At 69.5% G+C, this 17,687-nt stretch carries 15 protein-coding genes and 1 pseudogene; 11 read left to right on the top strand and 5 right to left on the bottom strand.

Features of this window, described 5'->3' with window-relative positions; genetic code table 11:
- Nucleotides 1–52 precede the first annotated feature (52 nt).
- The 3 genes from VXC91_RS15730 (at nucleotide 53) to VXC91_RS15720 (ending at nucleotide 2,376) form a co-directional block, all read left to right on the top strand.
- Nucleotides 53–658, top strand: a complete 606-nt coding sequence (locus VXC91_RS15730; RefSeq protein WP_329507881.1) for a YdbC family protein — start codon at nucleotides 53–55, stop codon at nucleotides 656–658.
- A 140-nt stretch (nucleotides 659–798) separates the two neighbouring features.
- Entirely contained in the window at nucleotides 799–1,458 is a 660-nt protein-coding gene (locus VXC91_RS15725) for a histidine phosphatase family protein (protein ID WP_329507880.1), read from the top strand.
- A gap of 12 nt (nucleotides 1,459–1,470) precedes the next feature.
- Nucleotides 1,471–2,376 (top strand): ADP-ribosylglycohydrolase family protein, encoded by a 906-nt coding sequence (locus VXC91_RS15720; RefSeq protein WP_329507879.1) that lies wholly within the window; start codon nucleotides 1,471–1,473, stop codon nucleotides 2,374–2,376.
- 254 nt (nucleotides 2,377–2,630) lie between these two features.
- On the opposite strand, the gene VXC91_RS15715 is transcribed toward VXC91_RS15720, so the two are convergent.
- Nucleotides 2,631–4,178: an MFS transporter gene (locus VXC91_RS15715; RefSeq protein WP_329507878.1), complete on the bottom strand. Its 1,548-nt coding sequence runs from the start codon at nucleotides 4,176–4,178 to the stop codon at nucleotides 2,631–2,633.
- A 175-nt stretch (nucleotides 4,179–4,353) separates the two neighbouring features.
- On the opposite strand from VXC91_RS15715, the gene VXC91_RS15710 reads away from it, so the two are divergent.
- From VXC91_RS15710 to VXC91_RS15700, 3 genes are all read left to right on the top strand, one after another.
- Nucleotides 4,354–4,977 carry a TetR/AcrR family transcriptional regulator gene (locus VXC91_RS15710; RefSeq protein ID WP_329507877.1) on the top strand — a complete coding sequence of 208 codons (624 nt, stop codon included), beginning with the start codon at nucleotides 4,354–4,356 and terminating at the stop codon, nucleotides 4,975–4,977.
- Nucleotides 4,978–5,093: 116 nt separating this feature from the next.
- Nucleotides 5,094–5,795: a ribonuclease HII gene (locus VXC91_RS15705; RefSeq protein WP_329507876.1), complete on the top strand. Its 702-nt coding sequence runs from the start codon at nucleotides 5,094–5,096 to the stop codon at nucleotides 5,793–5,795.
- A gap of 69 nt (nucleotides 5,796–5,864) precedes the next feature.
- A complete protein-coding gene (locus VXC91_RS15700) occupies nucleotides 5,865–6,467 on the top strand; it encodes a hypothetical protein (RefSeq protein WP_329507875.1) in 603 nt (200 codons plus the stop codon).
- 379 nt (nucleotides 6,468–6,846) lie between these two features.
- On the opposite strand, the gene VXC91_RS15695 is transcribed toward VXC91_RS15700, so the two are convergent.
- Entirely contained in the window at nucleotides 6,847–7,485 is a 639-nt protein-coding gene (locus tag VXC91_RS15695; protein ID WP_329507874.1) for a hypothetical protein, read from the bottom strand.
- 234 nt (nucleotides 7,486–7,719) lie between these two features.
- Nucleotides 7,720–9,498 (bottom strand): annotated as a pseudogene (locus VXC91_RS15690) (helicase-related protein); the annotation flags it as partial.
- Between the two features lie 197 nt (nucleotides 9,499–9,695).
- Between VXC91_RS15690 and VXC91_RS15685 the strand changes: the two are divergent.
- The 5 genes from VXC91_RS15685 to VXC91_RS15665 all read left to right on the top strand — a co-directional run bounded on the left by VXC91_RS15685 (nucleotide 9,696) and on the right by VXC91_RS15665 (nucleotide 15,366).
- Nucleotides 9,696–11,855 carry a RecQ family ATP-dependent DNA helicase gene (locus tag VXC91_RS15685; RefSeq protein ID WP_329507873.1) on the top strand — a complete coding sequence of 720 codons (2,160 nt, stop codon included), beginning with the start codon at nucleotides 9,696–9,698 and terminating at the stop codon, nucleotides 11,853–11,855.
- Nucleotides 11,856–12,029: 174 nt separating this feature from the next.
- The gene (locus VXC91_RS15680; RefSeq protein ID WP_329507903.1) at nucleotides 12,030–12,578 is read left to right on the top strand and encodes a hypothetical protein; all 549 of its coding nucleotides are present in this window, start codon (nucleotides 12,030–12,032) and stop codon (nucleotides 12,576–12,578) included.
- A complete protein-coding gene (locus VXC91_RS15675) occupies nucleotides 12,575–13,672 on the top strand; it encodes a 2-keto-4-pentenoate hydratase (protein ID WP_329507872.1) in 1,098 nt (365 codons plus the stop codon). Before VXC91_RS15680 ends, VXC91_RS15675 begins: the two co-directional genes overlap by 4 nt.
- 205 nt (nucleotides 13,673–13,877) lie before the next feature.
- Nucleotides 13,878–14,309 carry an NfeD family protein gene (locus VXC91_RS15670; protein ID WP_329507871.1) on the top strand — a complete coding sequence of 144 codons (432 nt, stop codon included), beginning with the start codon at nucleotides 13,878–13,880 and terminating at the stop codon, nucleotides 14,307–14,309.
- Nucleotides 14,310–14,313: 4 nt separating this feature from the next.
- On the top strand, nucleotides 14,314–15,366 hold the full coding sequence (locus VXC91_RS15665; RefSeq protein ID WP_329507870.1) for an SPFH domain-containing protein: 1,053 nt from the start codon (nucleotides 14,314–14,316) through the stop codon (nucleotides 15,364–15,366).
- Between the two features lie 159 nt (nucleotides 15,367–15,525).
- Here the strand turns inward: VXC91_RS15665 and VXC91_RS15660 are convergent, their stop codons facing one another.
- Complete coding sequence (locus VXC91_RS15660) at nucleotides 15,526–16,059, bottom strand: TerD family protein (protein WP_408057391.1); 534 nt, start codon at nucleotides 16,057–16,059, stop codon at nucleotides 15,526–15,528.
- 169 nt (nucleotides 16,060–16,228) lie between these two features.
- Complete coding sequence (locus VXC91_RS15655) at nucleotides 16,229–17,098, bottom strand: alpha/beta fold hydrolase (protein ID WP_329507901.1); 870 nt, start codon at nucleotides 17,096–17,098, stop codon at nucleotides 16,229–16,231.
- Between the last annotated feature and the right edge of the window lie 589 nt (nucleotides 17,099–17,687).

Raw genomic sequence — 17,687 nt, 5'->3', positions numbered from 1 at the left:
CACTCCGCCGGAGCGTGACCGACGCCACGCATCAGGGCCTTACGATGGCGCGGTGCTGGTCAAGTGGATTCGCTGCACTGTGGTGGACCGCCGCGGTTTCGAGCGGGGGCAGCGAAAGTGGGCGGGGCTTCCGGGGGAACCGGGCTTCCGGGGGCAGGGCGGGGGCTGGAGCCGGGGAAGGCCCGGTGTGGCGCACATCTTCGCGTTCTGGGAGAGCCGCGCCTTCTACGACTCGTTCATGGCGCGCTCCCACGACCGGCTGGCCGCGGCGCAGTCGGGGACGTTCAAGGAGCAGCAGGTCAGACTCTTCGACTACCGCTTCGACGTGAAGACGGGCTTCGAGCCCCGTTTCACGGATGCCGACCTGGTGCGGGTCGCGCACTGCCGGGTGCACGAGGAGCGCGCCGAGCACTTCGCGCTGATGCAGGAGAAAGTCTGGAATCCGGCGATGGCGGGATCGCCGGGCATGATCCGAGGGCTGTTCGGGGAGGCGCCGGGCCATGAGTTCCTGATCCTGTCGATGTGGCAGTCGGCCGCGGAACACGGCAAGTACCGCGAGGAGCGTGTCGAGCGCCTGGCTCTGAGGGCGCAGACCGAGGCCGACGTCGCGGCCCTCACGGGTGACATCGTGGACCTGGAGCCTTCGTGGACTGTGTGAGCCGGTGGTGCGGACGGACACGGGGCGGCCACGCGGCTGGGTTGGAGAACTGGATGGTGCTGAGGGGCGCGGTTCGAATGTGACCCGTGTCAAGGCCTCCCGGGTGCCCCTTCGTGTGTCACCCGATCTAGGGTTTTGGCATGGCACGACCACGGCGCATCGTCCTTGTCCGACACGGCGAGTCGGTGGGCAATGCCGATGACACCGTCTACGAGCGTGAGCCCGACCACGCGCTGCCGCTCACCGAGAAGGGATGGCGGCAGGCGGAGGCGACGGGCAAGCGGTTGCGGGAGCTCTTCGGCAGGGAGCACGTCAGTGTGTACGTCTCCCCCTACCGCCGTACCCACGAGACGCTGCGCGCCTTCGGTCTGGACCCCGATCGCGTCCGGGTCCGCGAGGAGCCCCGGCTGCGTGAGCAGGACTGGGGCAACTGGCAGGACCGCGACGACGTCAGGATCCAGAAGGCGTACAGGGACGCCTACGGGCACTTCTTCTACCGCTTCGCGCAGGGCGAGTCCGGTGCCGACGTGTACGACCGGGTGGGCGGCTTTCTCGAGAGCCTGTTCCGCAGCTTCGAGGACCCCGATCATCCGCCGAACGTACTCCTGGTGACCCACGGCCTGGCCATGCGGCTGTTCTGCATGCGCTGGTTTCATTGGACGGTCGCCGAATTCGAAGCGCTGTCGAATCCGGGGAACGGCGAGACGCGCATGCTCCTCCTGGGTGAGGACGGCAAGTATCGGCTCGATCACCCGTTCGAGCGCTGGCGGGACCCGCAGCCATATTGGGTCACCGGCTAGAGTGGCAGGGCCATGACCGCTGACTCCGCTTTCCCTGGGCGCCTGGAAAGGGCCCTGGCCTCCCTGCGCGGACTGGCGGTGGGGGACGCACTGGGCTCACAGTTCTTCGTCCCCGCGAACTATTCGCTGCTCAAGCGCCGCGAGCTGCCATCGGGTCCCTGGCACTGGACGGACGACACGGAGATGGCCTGCTCCGTCGTGTCCGTTCTGGCCGCGCACCGCCGTATCGACCAGGACGCGCTGGCACGCTCCTTCGCGGAGCACCACGACTTCGACCGTGGTTACGGGCCCGCGATCAACCGGCTCTTGAGGCTCGTACGGGAGGGCGGCGACTGGCGCGAGCTGTCCTCGGCACTGTTCAACGGGCGAGGGTCGTGGGGCAACGGCGCGGCGATGCGGATCGCCCCCCTCGGCGCCTGGTACGCGGGCGACCCCGAGCAGGCCACCCACCAGGCGGAGATCTCCGCCTACCCCACGCATCAGCACCGTGAGGCCGTGGTCGGGGCCATGGCCGTCGCCGCGGCCGCCGCCCTCGCCGCCGATCCGGCGGGGCCGCCGACCCCCGAGGCCCTGCTCGACGGTGTCGTGGCGCTCATCCCGAAGAGCGCCGTCGGGGCCGGGCTGCGGCGGGCACGGGACATGCTGGACTACGGCGACGCCACAACCGTCGCCGCCGTGCTCGGTTGCGGGCGGCGTACGACGGCGCACGACACGGTGCCGTTCGCGCTCTGGTCGGCGGCCCGCGCCCTCAGCGACTATGAGCAGGCCTTCTGGACGACCGCGCAGGTGGGCGGGGACGTGGACACGACCTGCTCCATCGTCGGAGGAGTGCTCGCCTCCGGGAAGGCGGGGACGCCGCCCGGGGAATGGCTGCAACGTACGGAGCGGCTGCCGGACTGGGCGCCGCCCTGGAAGTAGGCGATCGGCGCGGATCCCTGCCGTACCCGCACCGGCGTGCGGGGGATTTGACCATACACGGGCGCCGTCGCCCGGACCGCTGCGCGCAGATGAGGCGGTCGGGGCGCTTTGGGCCCGGACCGCCTCAGTGGGACGGCACCACGACTGCGGGGACGGTCGGAGAGCGCTTTCGCCGCCTTTGCCCAGGCGCTCGTCCGGCCGTCGTGGGCTCCTGTCCTCCGGTCCGTGGACCCGAGGACAGGAGCTGGACCGCGTCAGCCCGCGGCGGACCCCGCCGCACCGGACAGGGCCTCCAGGTCGCTCTTGCGTACCCGGATGACCACTGCGGCCGTGGCCAGGGCCAGCACCGCCATCGCCACGGCCGGGACGAACGCCGTCGAGATGCTGTGGGCGAGTACCTCGTGTCCCCAGGGGGCCGGGAGCTGGTGTGTCTTGGCGAACTCCGCCTTCTGTTCTGCCGTGCCGTTCGCCATGAGGTTCGGGACCTGCTTCTCCGCCTCGTCCCGGCTGGCGGTGCCGAACACCGTGGTCAGGATGGACAGTCCGAGCGAACCACCCACCTGCTGCATGGCGTTGAGGAGACCCGAGGCCGCACCCGCCTCGTGCTGGGCGACACCCGAGACCGCGGTGACCGTCAGCGTGACGAAGTTCAGGCCCATGCCGAAGCCGAACAGCAGCATCGGACCGAGCACGCCGGACAGGTACGAGCTGTCGGGGCTGATGAGCGTCAGCCAGCCGAGTCCGAGCGCGACGAGCGTCGCGCCGACCAGCATGAACGGCTTCGGGCCGAGCACCGGCAGGAACCGCTGCGACAGGCCGGCGCCGATCGCGATGGCGACCGTCACCGGAAGGAAGGCCACTCCGGCCGAGATCGGCGAGTACCCCAGCACGTTCTGCACGAAGAGCACGATGTAGAAGAACATGCTGAACATCGCCGCGGCCAGACTCAGCATGATCACATACGTGCCCGAGCGATTCCGGTCGGTGAACATCCGCAGCGGGGTGATCGGCTCCTTGGCCCGTGTCTCGATCAGGCCGAAGGCCAGCAGCAGCACCACCGCCGCGGTGAAGGACCCGATCGTGAGGCTGTCCTGCCAGCCGTCCTCCGAGGCGCGGATGAAGCCGTAGACCAAAGACGCCATACCGAGGGTCGAGGTGAGCGCTCCCGCGATGTCGAACCGTCCGGGATGGCGCTCGGATTCGTTGATGAACCTCGGGGTGAGCACGGCGATCAGAACGCCGATGGGTACGTTGACAAAGAGGACCCAGCGCCAGTCGAGCCACTCTGTGAGCATGCCGCCGGCCAGCAGGCCTATCGCGCCGCCGCCGGCCGAGACCGCGGCGAAGACGGCGAAGGCCCGGTTCCGCTCGGGGCCTTCCGGGAATGTGGTGGTGATGAGTGCGAGCGATGTGGGCGATGCGATGGCGCCGCCCATGCCCTGGAGGGCACGCGCGGCGAGCAATTGCCAGGGCTCCTGGGCGAGTCCACCGAGCAGCGAGGCGAAGGTGAAGAGCAGGATGCCGGTCATGAAGACCCGGCGCCGGCCGAGTATGTCTCCGGCCCGGCCGCCGAGCAGCAGCAGTCCGCCGAAGGTGAGCGTGTACGCGCTGACCACCCATGTCAGATCGGTCGTGCTGAACTGAAGTGCGTCTTGAATGTGCGGGAGTGCGATGTTCACAATCGTCGCGTCGAGTACCACCATGAGTTGGCAGGCCGCGATGACCGTGAGTGCGATGCCGGGATGTCCGGCCCGGCGGGCGACTCCCGGCTGCTGCTTCTGGAGTAAAGGAGAGGTTGTCACTATGGGTCCCCCACGAAGTCGTTAGTGAACGACTGCGTTCACTGTCGCTTCAAACGGTAGTGAGTCCCCATCAGTGAACGCAAGCGTTCACTGAGTTCGATGCCGTGCGATTGCGTCCGACCGCTCGCCCCTTCCCCGAAATCCCCGCTTCCCCATGCTCAACGGAGACACGCAGATGGGTACTTCGTCCTGGACGGCCGCCTCCGCTCAGCCGGCCTCCCTTCGTCGACGTGGTGCTGTGCTTGAGCGCGCGATCCTCGAGGCCGCCCTGGACCAACTCAGTACGGTCGGATGGAACGGCCTCACGATGGAGGGCGTCGCCGCCGGCGCCCAGACCGGCAAGGCGGCGGTCTACCGCCGCTGGCCGTCCAAGGAGGATCTCGTCGCCGACGCGCTCCAGGCCGGACTGCCGCGCTTCGACGAGGCGCCCGACCATGGGAGTGTGCGCGAGGACCTCCTTGCGCTGTGCCGGCTGGCGCGTGAGGCGATGTACTCGCGCCCAGGTTTTGCACTCCGGGCCGTCATTCACGAATGCGACACTCTGCAAGCCGAACGCTTCCATGGTGTGATCTATGACGGTGTGGTGGAGCCGACCCTCAAACTGCTGCGGGAGGTCATCACCCGTGGAATCGAGCGGGGTGAGGTGCGGCCGGACGCTGCGAACGGCTACGTTTTCGACGCCATTCCGGCGATGATGATGTATCGCGCAAAGATGTGCGGAAGCGAATGGGGCGAGCAGGCCATCGAGGAGATGATCGACCAGCTGATGCTTCCGCTGCTGCGGCCTCAGCAGGGCTGATCCCCCCGTCGGGGCCGTCGGTGGTCGCCCTTCCGAGCGGGTTGCCGAGGGGAGTTCCCTTGCCCGGGGAACCGGGGTGTCGCACGGGGATCCTGGCGGCGTAGGCTGAGGGCGCCATGCCGTACGAACCACCTACTCACACCGTCGAGCGCTCCCTTCGCGCAACGACCGGAGCGAAGGTCATCGCCGGTGTAGACGAGGTGGGGCGCGGCGCCTGGGCCGGTCCCGTCACCGTCTGCGCGGCGGTCACGGGCCTACGCCGGCCGCCCGAGGGCCTCACCGACTCCAAGCTGCTCACCGTGAAGCGGCGCACCGAACTCGCCGGGCAGTTGGAGAAGTGGGTGACGGCCTACGCTCTCGGTCACGCCTCCCCGGAGGAGATCGACGACCTCGGGATGACGGCGGCACTTCGGCTCGCGGCCGTACGCGCCCTGGAGGGGCTCCCCGTCCGCCCGGACGCGGTGATCCTCGACGGGAAGCACAACTATCTCGGGGCGCCCTGGAAGGTCCGTACGGTGATCAAGGGCGACCGGTCGTGCGTGGTGGTCGCGGCGGCCTCGGTGATCGCCAAGGTTCACCGCGACAAAATGATGGCCGAACTGGGTATCGACCATGCAGACTTCGGTTTTGCGGCCAACGCCGGGTATCCGTCACCCGTGCACAAGGCCGCGCTCGCGGAGCGGGGCCCCACCCCGTACCACCGCTTGTCGTGGGCGTATCTTGATGCGCTGCCCCAGTGGCGGCACCTCAAGACGGTCCGCAGCTGGACGGACGGAAGCGCACCGGAAATCGAGGGCCAGCTCGGCTTCGACTTCTGACCGGTTCCGATCGCACTCATGTGCCACCCGCCGACGCCGGCCGCACCGGCGTTTGATAGATATCAGCCTATGCCTCTCATTCCCGAGGAGCCTCAGATTCACGAGAGTGCTCAGGGTCCCCGCGCCACTCCGGCCGGCGGCCGAACCGCGCCGAACCCTCGTCCCGTACCCGGGCCCCGCCCCGCCGCCCCCGCGCGGCCCGGCCGTCCGGGGGCCCGACCCACGCCGGCCCAGCGCGCCACGCGCGAACCGGCCAAGACCGGGCCGTCCACCCCCTCCGCCACCCCACAGATCCAGCTCATCCCGGCCTCGGTCGAGGGCGCGCTGGATACCGCCGAGGAAGCCGTCGACCTGCTGCTCGACTCCGGTCGTGCTCCCGGCGACGTTCTGGTGATCACCACCGGCGAACCGCATCCGTGGGCCGCGCACGAACTGTCCTTCGGCGAGACCGCGTATTGGGCGCAGCACGACGCCGGTGACGACGTCTTCTACGCCGACGCCTCCGTGGCCTCCCGCGCCGCCGCCCGCCCGGTGGTCGTGGTCGCCGTCAACGGTGGCGCCGACGGGTCCGTTGCCTCCGCGCTTCCGCTGGCGCTCGGCCGGGCCGGTGCCCTGCTGATCGTCTGCGGCGACCCGAAGCAGATCGACTCGGTGCTCGGTGCGGGCGTCTGAGCGGTCCGGAGCCGTCCGGATCGCTCACGTCCCGCCCGTTCCCACGGAGACCGGAGCCGGGCCACCCGGTTCTGGCTTCGGGCGTCGGCGAGGGTGCCGCGTTCGCTGGCACCTGTAGGGCGGTCGATTCGGCATGCTCCCCGCTGGGGCGTCCGATCCCGCACGAGACCGCCGGGACGCCACCGGGGATCGCTGGTCGGGCGGCGCGCTGTGGCGCGTCTTGCGTCAGACCGATGCGATGACCCTCCGTGTGCCCGCCCCGCCTTCCCTCGTGCGCCCCGCCGTCTTGCGGCGCGCCATCATCTGCTCGGTCGTACGTCGTCGTGACGGGACCCGGCACCCGCATCCGCGACCCGGCGTCGGCGGGGCCTCGCGGTGCTCAGCGGGCGGCGGCCCGGTGCAGTACCTCCGAGGCGACGCCCCCGGTCCGCGGCTGCGGAGGCTGTGCCCCCACCAGATCGACGGTCTCCGGCGACGCCGACTGCGTGTTGGGGCGGCGTCCGCCGCGCCCCTCGCCGAGAACCTGCCAGCCGTCTCGGGTCAGGGTGATGTACGAACCGCAGCGCAGCCCGTGCAGCGTGCACGCGTCGCGCAGTCCCCACATCCACGCCCCGTCCTCCTCCGTCCACCGCGCGTCCCCCTCGCGGCAGTAGAGCAGCACGGCCGTCCGCACGGGGGTGCGGCGCCGCAGGTCGTGCGGAATGACCCGGCGTAGTTGGGCGAGCAGTGCGTTGCGGAACATCCAGCCGTCCGCCGGGGTGGGATGGCGGGTGAACGAGGCGCTCGCCCGCAGCTGTTCGTCCGGATCCAGGACGGCCACCACGACCGTGGAGGGCTGTGGCCGGTGCAGGGCGTGCAGCCCGCTGACGACTTCACGTGGGTTGCGCAGCAGTGGAATTCCTGCGGCTGCCCACTCGGCGGGCTCGAGCACCCGGGCCAGAGGATCGGCGGAAGCGGCGGACAGTCCGGCGGATGCCGACATGGACGCCACCGGGGACGAAGCGAATCCGAAGGTCACGATCCTCCCTTCGGCCACGCGCCCACACTGCGGGCGGGGTCGGACTTGGGGGTGCGCACCCCAGCGGAGCCCTACCGGATCACGGACGAACCGTGCCGGGAGCGGATCCCCAATTCTTCCCGTCGAACTGGAATGCGGCAACGAGCAATTGAGGCCACCGGCCGGTTGCTGGCGATCTGTGGGCTATATCCCCTGCTGCATCTTTGCCGAATGTGTTCCCCGGGAGGGGACGGGTCACGCTTGCACGGCGAGGACCAGCGGCAACACCGCCTCCGCTCCGGCCTGCCGCAGCATGCGCGCGGTGACAGCCAATGTCCAGCCCGTCTCCGTCATGTCGTCCACCAGCAGCACGGGACCGCCCGCCTCCCGGAGTGCCGCGGAGAGCGCGGGTGGCACGGTCAGCGCACCGTCGAGCGCTTTCAGCCGCTGTGCGCTGTTGCTCCGGGGCACGCGTGGGACGTCACCGGCGTACTGCACGGAACCCAGCAGCGGCAGCCGCCCGATCTCGGCGATGCGCGCCCCCAGGGAGTGGATCAGTCGCGGACGCGTGTGCGAGGCCATGGTGACGACGCCCACCGGGCGTGGCGATGCGTCGGACCTTCCCGAGGCCCAGCCGCCGGGTCCCTTCGCCCAGTCGGCCAGGACGCCGACCACCGCCTTCGCGACGTCGTCCGGCACGGGCCCGTCCGGGGCCTGCGGTGCCAGCATCGGCCGCAGCCGGTTGCCCCAGCCGCTGTCGGACAGCCGCCCGAGCGCTCTCCCCGGCGCCGCCTGTTCCCCGGCCGGGATGCGTCCCTTGAGATCCACACCGACCGCCTGCAGGCCCGTCGGCCACATCTTCCGGGGCTCGACCTCGACACCCGCGCGGCCGAGTTCGCCGAGCGCCGCTTCCAGCGCGGCCGGGGAGACGGTGTCCGTGAACTGCGGTCCGGCGCAGGTGTCGCAGCGTCCGCACGGCGCGGCGGCCTCGTCGTCCAACTGCCGGCGCAGGAATTCCATCCGGCAGCTCCTCGTGCTCACGTAGTCGCGCATCGCCTGCTGCTCCGCCTCGCGCTGTTTGGCCACCCAGGCATAGCGCTCGGTGTCGTACGTCCACGGGACGCCCGTGGCGACCCATCCGCCCTGCACACGGCGCACCGCACCGTCCACGTCCAGGACTTTGAGCATCGTCTCCAGCCTGGACCGGCGCAGTTCGACCAGCGGCTCGAGGGCGGGCAGCGACAAGGGGCGCTCCGCCCGTGCCATGGCCTCCAGGGTGCGGCGCACCTGCTCCTCCGGAGGGAACGCGAGCGAGGCGAAGTACTCCCAGCTCGCCTGATCCTCCTTGCCCGGCAGCAGGAGCACCTCGGCGTGCTCGACACCGCGCCCCGCCCGGCCCACCTGCTGGTAGTAGGCGATCGGGGAGGAGGGCGAGCCGAGGTGCACCACGAAGCCGAGGTCCGGCTTGTCGAAGCCCATGCCAAGAGCGGATGTGGCGACCAGCGCCTTGACCCGGTTGGTCAGCAGGTCCTCTTCGGCCTGCTGCCGTTCGGCGTTCTCCGTCTTCCCGGTGTACGAGGCCACGGTGTGCCCGCACTGCCGCAGAAACGCGGTGACCTCCTCCGCCGCCACCACGGTCAGCGTGTAGATGATGCCCGAGCCCGGCAGCTCTTCGAGGTGATCGGCGAGCCAGGCCATCCGGTGGGCGGCGTCCGGGAGCCGCAGCACGCCGAGGCTCAGGCTCTCCCGGTCCAGCGGGCCGCGCAGGACCAGGGCGTCCGTACCGGCCCCCGTACCGAGCTGCTCGGCCACGTCCGCCGTCACGCGCGCATTGGCGGTCGCGGTCGTCGCCAGCACCGGCACGCCGGGCGGGAGGTTCGCGAGCATCGTGCGCAATCGGCGGTAGTCGGGACGGAAGTCGTGTCCCCAGTCGGAGATGCAGTGCGCCTCGTCGACCACCAGCAGGCCGGTCGCGGCTGCCAACTCGGGGAGCACTCGGTCCCTGAAGTCGGGGTTGTTGAGCCGTTCCGGGCTACCGAACTGGGGTGGCATTCAAATTCCAGGTGGCACTGGGGCCCTGACCTGCGTAGACGCGCCGATCGGGAATGGTCGCGGCCGAGCGCTTTGCCCTGCCCATCCTCGATCACTGCGTGGCAGGCGCACCCTTCGTGATCACTTTGTCACGCTGGGTGGATTCGCCGATTGTCAGTGCCATCGGGTTGCATGGGGGCATGGACAACCTGGAGCTCCGCGCCGAAGCTGATGCCATCCTTGCTGAGCTCGTCGGTGCCCCGGGAGGTTCGGCGCGGCTGCGGGAGGATCAGTGGCGGGCGGTGGCGGCTCTGGTGGAGGAGCGCCGGCGTGCGCTGGTGGTGCAGCGCACCGGCTGGGGTAAGTCGGCGGTGTACTTCGTTGCCACCGCTCTGCTGCGCCGTCGCGGCTCTGGGCCGACGGTGATCGTCTCGCCGCTGCTGGCGCTGATGCGTAACCAGGTTGAGGCGGCGGGGCGGGCGGGTATCCGGGCGCGCACTATCAATTCGGCCAATCCGGAGGACTGGGACTCAATCTATGAGGAGGTCGAGCGTGGCGAGACCGATGTTCTCCTTGTAAGTCCGGAACGTCTTAATTCTGTGGATTTTCGCGATCAGGTGCTGCCCAAGCTTGCGGCCACGACCGGTTTGCTGGTGGTTGACGAGGCGCACTGTATTTCTGACTGGGGCCACGACTTCCGCCCCGACTACCGTCGGCTGCGGGCGATGCTCGCGGAGCTTGCCCCCGGGGTGCCGGTGCTGGCCACCACTGCGACCGCCAACGCCCGGGTGACGGCCGATGTGGCCGAGCAGTTGGGTACTGGTGCCGGTGAGGCCCTGGTACTGCGCGGCCCGCTTGAGAGGGAAAGCCTGCGACTTGGTGTCGTCCAGCTGCCGGACGCCGCGCACCGCCTGGCCTGGCTCGCCGAGCACCTGGACGAGCTGCCGGGCTCCGGGATCATCTACACGCTGACGGTTGCCGCGGCCGAAGAGGCAACCGCCTTCCTGCGGCAGCGCGGCTTCCGGGTGGCCTCGTACACGGGGCGCACGGAGAACGCCGACCGGCTGCAGGCCGAGGTCGACCTGCTGGAGAACCGTGTCAAGGCGCTGGTTGCGACTTCGGCCCTGGGCATGGGCTTCGACAAGCCGGACTTGGGCTTCGTGGTCCATCTCGGCTCGCCGTCCTCGCCGATCGCCTACTACCAGCAGGTGGGGCGTGCGGGCCGTGGGGTGGAACACGCCGATGTGCTGCTGCTGCCGGGCAAGGAGGACGAGGCCATCTGGCGCTACTTCGCCGATACGGCCTTCCCGCCCGAGGCGCAGGTTCGTCAGACCCTCTCGGCCCTCGCCGATGCGGGACGGCCGCTGTCCGTGCCGGCCCTGGAGGGGGCGGTGGATCTTCGGCGCACCCGGCTGGAGACGATGCTCAAGGTGCTCGACGTGGACGGGGCGGTCAAGCGGGTGAAGGGCGGCTGGATTTCCACCGGCCAGCAGTGGATCTACGACTCCGCGCGCTATGCGTGGGTGGCTCGGCAGCGGGCGGCCGAGCAGCAGGCGATGCGCGATTACGTGAGTATGTCCCAGTGTCGGATGGAGTTCCTGCGCCAGCAGCTGGACGACGAGGGAGCGACCCGGTGCGGCCGTTGCGACAACTGCGCTGGCGCCTGGATCGACTCCTCGGTCTCGACCGAGGCGCTGACGGGGGCCAAGAAGGAACTGGATCGCCCGGGAGTTGAGGTCGAGCCGCGGCGGATGTGGCCAACGGGCATGCCCGCACTGGGCGTCGACCTCAAGGGGCGCATCGCGGCCCAGGAACAGTGTTCCCCCGGCCGGGCTCTGGGACGGCTGTCCGACATCGGCTGGGGCAACCGGCTGCGCCCGCTGCTGTCCGAGCAGGCGTCCGACGGACCCGTCCCCGATGACGTGTTGAAGGCCGTGGTGACGGTCCTCGCCGACTGGGCGCGCTCTCCGGGCGGCTGGATGTCGGACGGCCCGGACGCCTCTGCCCGGCCGGTAGGGGTCGTCGCCGTGCCGTCCCTGGGCCGCCCCCGGCTGGTCGCGTCCCTCGCTCAGGGAGTTGCGAACATCGGGCGGCTTCCTTTCCTGGGCACCTTGGCGTACACCGGGCCGAGCGGCGCGCACGCGGCACGACGCAGTAACTCCGCTCAACGGCTTCGGGCACTGGCCGCCGCCTTCGCCCTCCCTGAGGACCTGGCCGGCGCCCTGGCCTGTACGCCAGGGCCCGTCCTGCTCGTGGACGACTACACCGAATCCGGCTGGACCCTCGCGGTTGCCGCTCGTCTGCTGAGGCGGGCGGGGGCCGTCCAGGTTCTGCCGCTGGTGCTCGCTGCGGCGGGCTGACTGTCCTGACCGGTCTGTGCCCGGCGTACAGCCCGACTCGTCTGCCGCTACCTGCGGAGCTGCCTGAGAAAGGGCCTCTGAACTGCAACGGAGACCCTTTCCGGTCTTTCGGGGGCTTGCCGCGTTACGCGTCGGAAAGTCTCTCGGAAGTCCCTCGGGCGGGGCTGAAAGTCCCTGAAAGGTCCCAGGAGCGAAGGGGCGGGCGGGGCCTCTGGCCAGGGGGATGTCGTGGCCCGTGTGGACGCCTACCGCGAGGTGCTGGAGCCCGAGACGCAGATCGGCATCCACGCGCACGAGAACCTCTCGCTGTCGGTGGCCAACAGCGTGACCGGCGTGGAGCACGGCATCTACCGTGTGGACGCGTCGCTCGCCGGCCATGGCGCCGGCGCCGGCAACTGCCCGATCGAGGCGTTCGTGGCCGTGGCCGACCTGCTCGGCTGGGACCACGGGTGCGACCTGTTCGCGCTGCAGGACGCCGCCGAGGACCTGGTGTGCCCGCTGCAGCGGCGTCTGGTCCGCGTCGACCGCGAGACGCTGACCCTCGGCTACGCCGGGGTGTACTCCAGCTTCCTGCTCCACTCCGAGCGTGCCGCGGCCCGCTACGGGATCGACGTCCGGGACATCCTCGTCGAGCTGGGCCAGCGCCAGATGGTCGGTGGCCAGGAGGACATGATCGTGGATGTCGCCATCGACCTCGCGGCAGCCAAGGAGTCGGCATCATGACGGCCGCCACCGTGCTGGACGCGGTCACCGTCGAGGAACTGGCCGCCCAGCTCGACACCGCCGCCCTCACCCGCATCGCGCACCCGCAGCTCTCGGACAACCGCTCGTTCTCCGTGGACGACGCGTACCGGATCCAGCGCGCGCTCGTCACCCGCCGTCTCGGCCGGGGCGACCGGTTGATGGGGATCAAGCTCGGCTTCACCAGCCGGCGCAAGGCTGCGCAGATGGGCGTCGACGACGTGAACGTCGGGACGCTCACCTCCGGCATGATGGTTGCCAACGGCGGACGCATCGACCTCGCCGACTTCGTGCATCCCCGGGTCGAGCCCGAGGTGGCCTTCCGGCTGGCTCCGGACTTCGACCCGAGCCGCGGCACCGCTGACCTCAGCGATGTCATCGACGCGGTGGCGCCGGCGCTGGAGATCATCGACTCCCGCTACCGGAACTTCCGGTTCAGCCTCCCCGACGTGGTCGCGGACAACACCTCGGCCTCCGGGTTCGTGGTCGGCCGCTGGCAGCCGGTGCCCTCCGGCCTCGACAACCGTGGTGTTCTTCTCGAGATCGACGCTCAGCTCGTGGAGTGCGGCTCGACCGCGGAGATCCTGGGCGATCCCCTGCGTGCCATCCCGGAGGCCGTGCGCATGGCAGCCAGGTACGGGATCCCGCTGGTACCGGGGGCATCCTGCTCGCCGGTGCCGCGACACCGGCCACGTACCCGACCGCGGACACCACGGTCAGCGCGACCGTCTCCGGCCTCGGCCGCGTCCGCTTCAACACCACGCGCTCGGAACCAGCAGAAGGAGAAACCCGTGGGTGACGCCAAGACACTCAAGGACAAGGCGACGCCGCGTGGCCGCTTCCCGCACTGTCGAACTGGCCCGCACACCCCCTCCAGCCGCTCGATTGAAGCGCACCCTCGCGAGGCCCTATCCCTCCATCGTGTCCCACGGCGGCGTCCAGCGATTGGCCGTCGTGAGCAGAACAGCAAGCCGGCGCCGCCAAACACCCCTGATCCGACCGCGGTTGGCATCCGCGGGCATGCCGGGGTCCCGTCAGATCGGCGACCTCTCCATGGAAGATCAACACCAGATTGACTCGCCCCTGGGAGAGTAGTGATCTTCCTTGCGTGGGTAAAGTAGAGGCAAAGGAGGGGAGTAGCCGTTTGGGGCGTATTGGGCTGGCCCACATCGCTGGATCGGCAGAGTGTTCTTGCTCAGGGGTATCGCAGGCGTCGCATTCCGGGGTCCACTGAGAGGAGTCAAGCCTTTCCGCACCCGCACCGGTCAGAAGAGGCACGCAATGGATCTGTGGCTGATCTGGTTGATCATCGCAGCCGTGTTGGCTGTGGCGGAGATCTTCACCCTGACCGCCGCGCTCGGAATGCTGAGCGCGGCCGCGGTGATCACGGCGGGGTCCGCCGCGGTCGGGCTGCCGGCGCCCTTCCAGTTCTTGGTGTTCGCCGCCGTCTCTACAGTCACCCTGCTGTTCGTGCGCCCCATTGCGCTGCGCCATGTGCTCCAGCCTCAATCGGCGCGCTTCGGTGTGGACGCTCTGGTCGGCAAGACTGCCAACGTCGTCTCGGAGGTGACGGGCGTGGGCGGCAGGGTCCGTATCGACGGCGAGGAATGGACGGCCCGCGCCTACGACGAGACGCTGGTGATTCCTGCCGGAAAGACCGTCGACGTCATAGAGATCAGCGGCGCCACCGCGATCGTCTACCCCAGGGACTGAAACCATGGAAACCTCCGCGTTCTTGATTGTCGGCCTGATCGTCGCGCTGTTCGCGGTTTTCACCGTGGTGCGGGCGGTCCGTATCGTCCCCCAGGCGCGCGCTCGTAATGTCGAACGGCTCGGCCGCTACCATCGGACCTTGAATCCCGGCCTGAGCCTCGTCATCCCGTACATCGACCGGGTTCATCCCCTGATCGACCTGCGGGAGCAGGTCGTCTCCTTCAAGCCGCAGCCGGTCATCACCGAGGACAATCTGGTCGTCGAGATCGACACCGTCCTGTATTTCCAGGTCACCGATCCACGAGCGGCTTTCTACGAGATCGCCAGTTTCCTTCAGGCGGTCGAGCAGCTCACCGTCACGACCCTGCGCAATGTCGTGGGCTCCATGGACCTGGAAAAGACCCTCACCTCGCGGGACATCATCAACAGCCAGCTGCGTGGTGTGCTGGACGAAGCCACCGGCAAGTGGGGGCTGAGGGTCAACCGCGTGGAGATCAAGGCCATCGATCCTCCGAAGACCATCAAGGACGCGATGGAAAAGCAGATGCGGGCCGAGCGGGACAAGCGGGCCGCGATCCTCAACGCCGAGGGGCAACGCCAGTCGCAGATTCTCACCGCCGAAGGCGACAAACAGGCCGCCGTCCTGCGTGCCGAGGGCAACCGTACCGCCGCGATCCTCCAGGCCGAGGGCCAGTCCCGCGCCATCGACGAGGTGTTCCAGGCCGTGCATCGCAACGACCCCGACCCCAAGCTGCTCGCCTGGCAGTACCTCCAGACTCTGCCTCAACTCGCGCAGGGCCCGGGCAGCACCTTCTGGGTGATCCCCAGCGAGGTCACCTCGGCACTCCAGGGCGTATCCCGCGCGTTCACCGAGGCACTGCCGCAGTCACCGGCCACCCGCGAGAAACCCGCAGACGACACGGCCGCCGGAGCGGCCAGCGACACCGCCCAGGCCGCGGAAGCCGCAGCCGCCGCCCTCGCCGACGCAGCCAAGGCCGACCGTGCCACCCCCGACCTGGCCACCATGCCGCCACCGCACCCTCCGCAGCACCCGTGATCGCCGCACCCGGCCTCCGGGCGATCCCTCATTCCCCGCCGATTTCGAGTGAGTTGACCAGGAGCATGGGAAGTCGGGTGTCGTGCGTGAGGGCGGAGACGACTGGTTCGAGGCCCCGGGTGCGCAGGTGGCTGTCCTCGCCTCTGGGATATGGTCCGGTCAGGTAGGTCGGATCGCGCCCATCTCCATGGCGAAGGCTGGCGGGGCGCTGTCGAAGCCGCGGATCATCTCGTGCAGCTCCCATTCTCCGGAGCCGTTGCGGGCGAACTCCGCGATCGTGGTGGCGGTGGAGTCGGCGACCTGGGCGAAGTCGTCGGCCAGCAGCTCCGTGTACTTCTCGGCGACCAGAACCGCGGCGTTCTCTATGTCACCGAAGGTCCGACGCCCGCGGTCCTGGTGGATGACCACCCCCACCACGACCCGGCCGAACGAGGACGCCAGCCGGTCGAGCTCCAGCACCATCACCTCGACGAAGCCGAAACCCTGCCCGGTCTGGCTGTGCCGGGTCATGTTGATGGTGCCGTCCGGCGACCGGCTGTCGTAAGCGACGACGTACACCGGCCGCCCTTGGGGATCGTCCGCGGAGTAGGTCGCGGCGACGATGTCGAGATGTCGAGGCGGCTCCCCGAAGGGACTCGGGTCCCACTTGAGCCGCACTTCGACCTTCCTGAGGCCCTTGTCGGCACTGCTCACCAGGCATCGCCTCCCCGTATCGAACCGCGGCGGGACCCACCTGGCCACCACTCGTCAAGTATGGCCTGTGAACAGCCACTTGATGCTCGCTTGACAGCCTTCCTGCTGAACTAGCGGCGGCGGAAAAGCTGTAGTACGTCCGGAGTCGGTCGCCACAGGTACCGGGCCGTCAACTTGTCCCTCCGCTGGGGCTGTCGGCGAGGAAGGCGCAGACTCTCGTGGCGATTTCCGGCCAGTCGGCCCCGAACCACACCAGGTGGCTGTCGGCTCGGCTCTCGACGAGTTCCGCATGCGGGATGGCCGCAGCCAGGGACTGGGCGTGGGCGAACGGCACGCCGCCGTCCGTCCGAGTGGCGATCACCAGGGTGGGCTGGCGGACCTCGGCGGTGAGATCCGGGGTGGGCCGCAGATCGTTGAGGAAGCCGTGGCCCGACCGCATCCGGCAGAACAGCTCGACCATCGCCGCGCGCTCCTCAGGCCCCAGGCGCGCCGTCACCCTTCTGGCCGGAAGGGTGGTGAGGCCCTGCAGCAGCAGTCTCAGCCCCGTCTCGGGCGCATGGCGCAGGAGCACCCGCACGGCGCCCCAGGTCGCTCCCTCCGTGCGCGCGGCGAACGCGATGTGCGCGCCGAGCCGGGTGCGGCGGTCGGGCCAGGCGAGCCAGCCGACGGCGCTCTGCAGGATCAGCGGCCGTACCAGATCGGGATGGCGGGCGGCCATGGTCACCGCCGTCGTCCCACCCCCTGAGGTGCCCACCACCGCGGCGATCTCCGTGATGCCCAGATGGGCACAGAGGGCTGGGACAACGTCCGCGAATCCGCTCGCGGTGCCGGTCGACAGCGGGGTGCGGCCGTAGCCGGGCCGCGAGGGCGCCAGCACCGTGTATCCCGCCTCGGCGAACATCTCCTCGCCCACCGCCAGCCCGGCCCGTGTATGGCCGCCGTGCAGCACCACCACGGTGGCCGGGCCCCTACGCTCCAACCGGTACTCGACCGGGCCCTCGTCCAGCCGTACGACACTCGTGGCCCGCTCCGTCCCCATCACCACGCGCCTGCACCTCCCGGTGAACCGGCGAACACGCTGTCGCAGCGAATGTAGCCGCCCACAGGGAATGGATGACGGTTCGAACGAATCCGCTAGTGGCTGCGGGGCTTGGACGCCATGACGAGGTAGGTCAGCCGCGCTTGATCGTGTTCGGCCGTGAAGTCGAGTGCGGTCACAGGGTCTCTGGTCCACACGGGTGATCCATCGATCCACGGTACGAGTACGGGGGCTTTCCCGAGCGTGCCGTGGACGTCCGCCACGCCGGTCGGCGCAAGCCGCCGGGCCTGCTGCTTCCTCGCCAGCCGGAGCAGCAGCGGAGGGGTCGGCCTCCCCGTCGATGTAGCGCCTGTACAGGTCGACGAGGATGCGGCCGGTGGTCTTGTCGTCCGCTGGCCGTTCGCCCTACCAAACAGCCAGGTCGTAGCTCATACCGGGAGGCTCTCATGCCCCACCGACAGTCGACCGAAGCCACTCGAGACCAACCTGCGGCAGCCCAATGAGCCTTTCCCGGTAAGCGATCATGCCTGTGTGTGATCGTTCAGATGGTGCGGTCGTATTCGAGCTGGAGCAGGACGAGGGCTGCGGT

The sequence above is a fragment of the Streptomyces chiangmaiensis genome, assembly GCF_036281785.1.
In the GTDB taxonomy this organism is placed as follows: Bacteria; Actinomycetota; Actinomycetes; order Streptomycetales; family Streptomycetaceae; genus Streptomyces; species Streptomyces chiangmaiensis.
The sequence above is the reverse complement of the archived record's forward strand: the minus strand, read 5'-3'. Positions and strand labels throughout refer to the sequence as shown.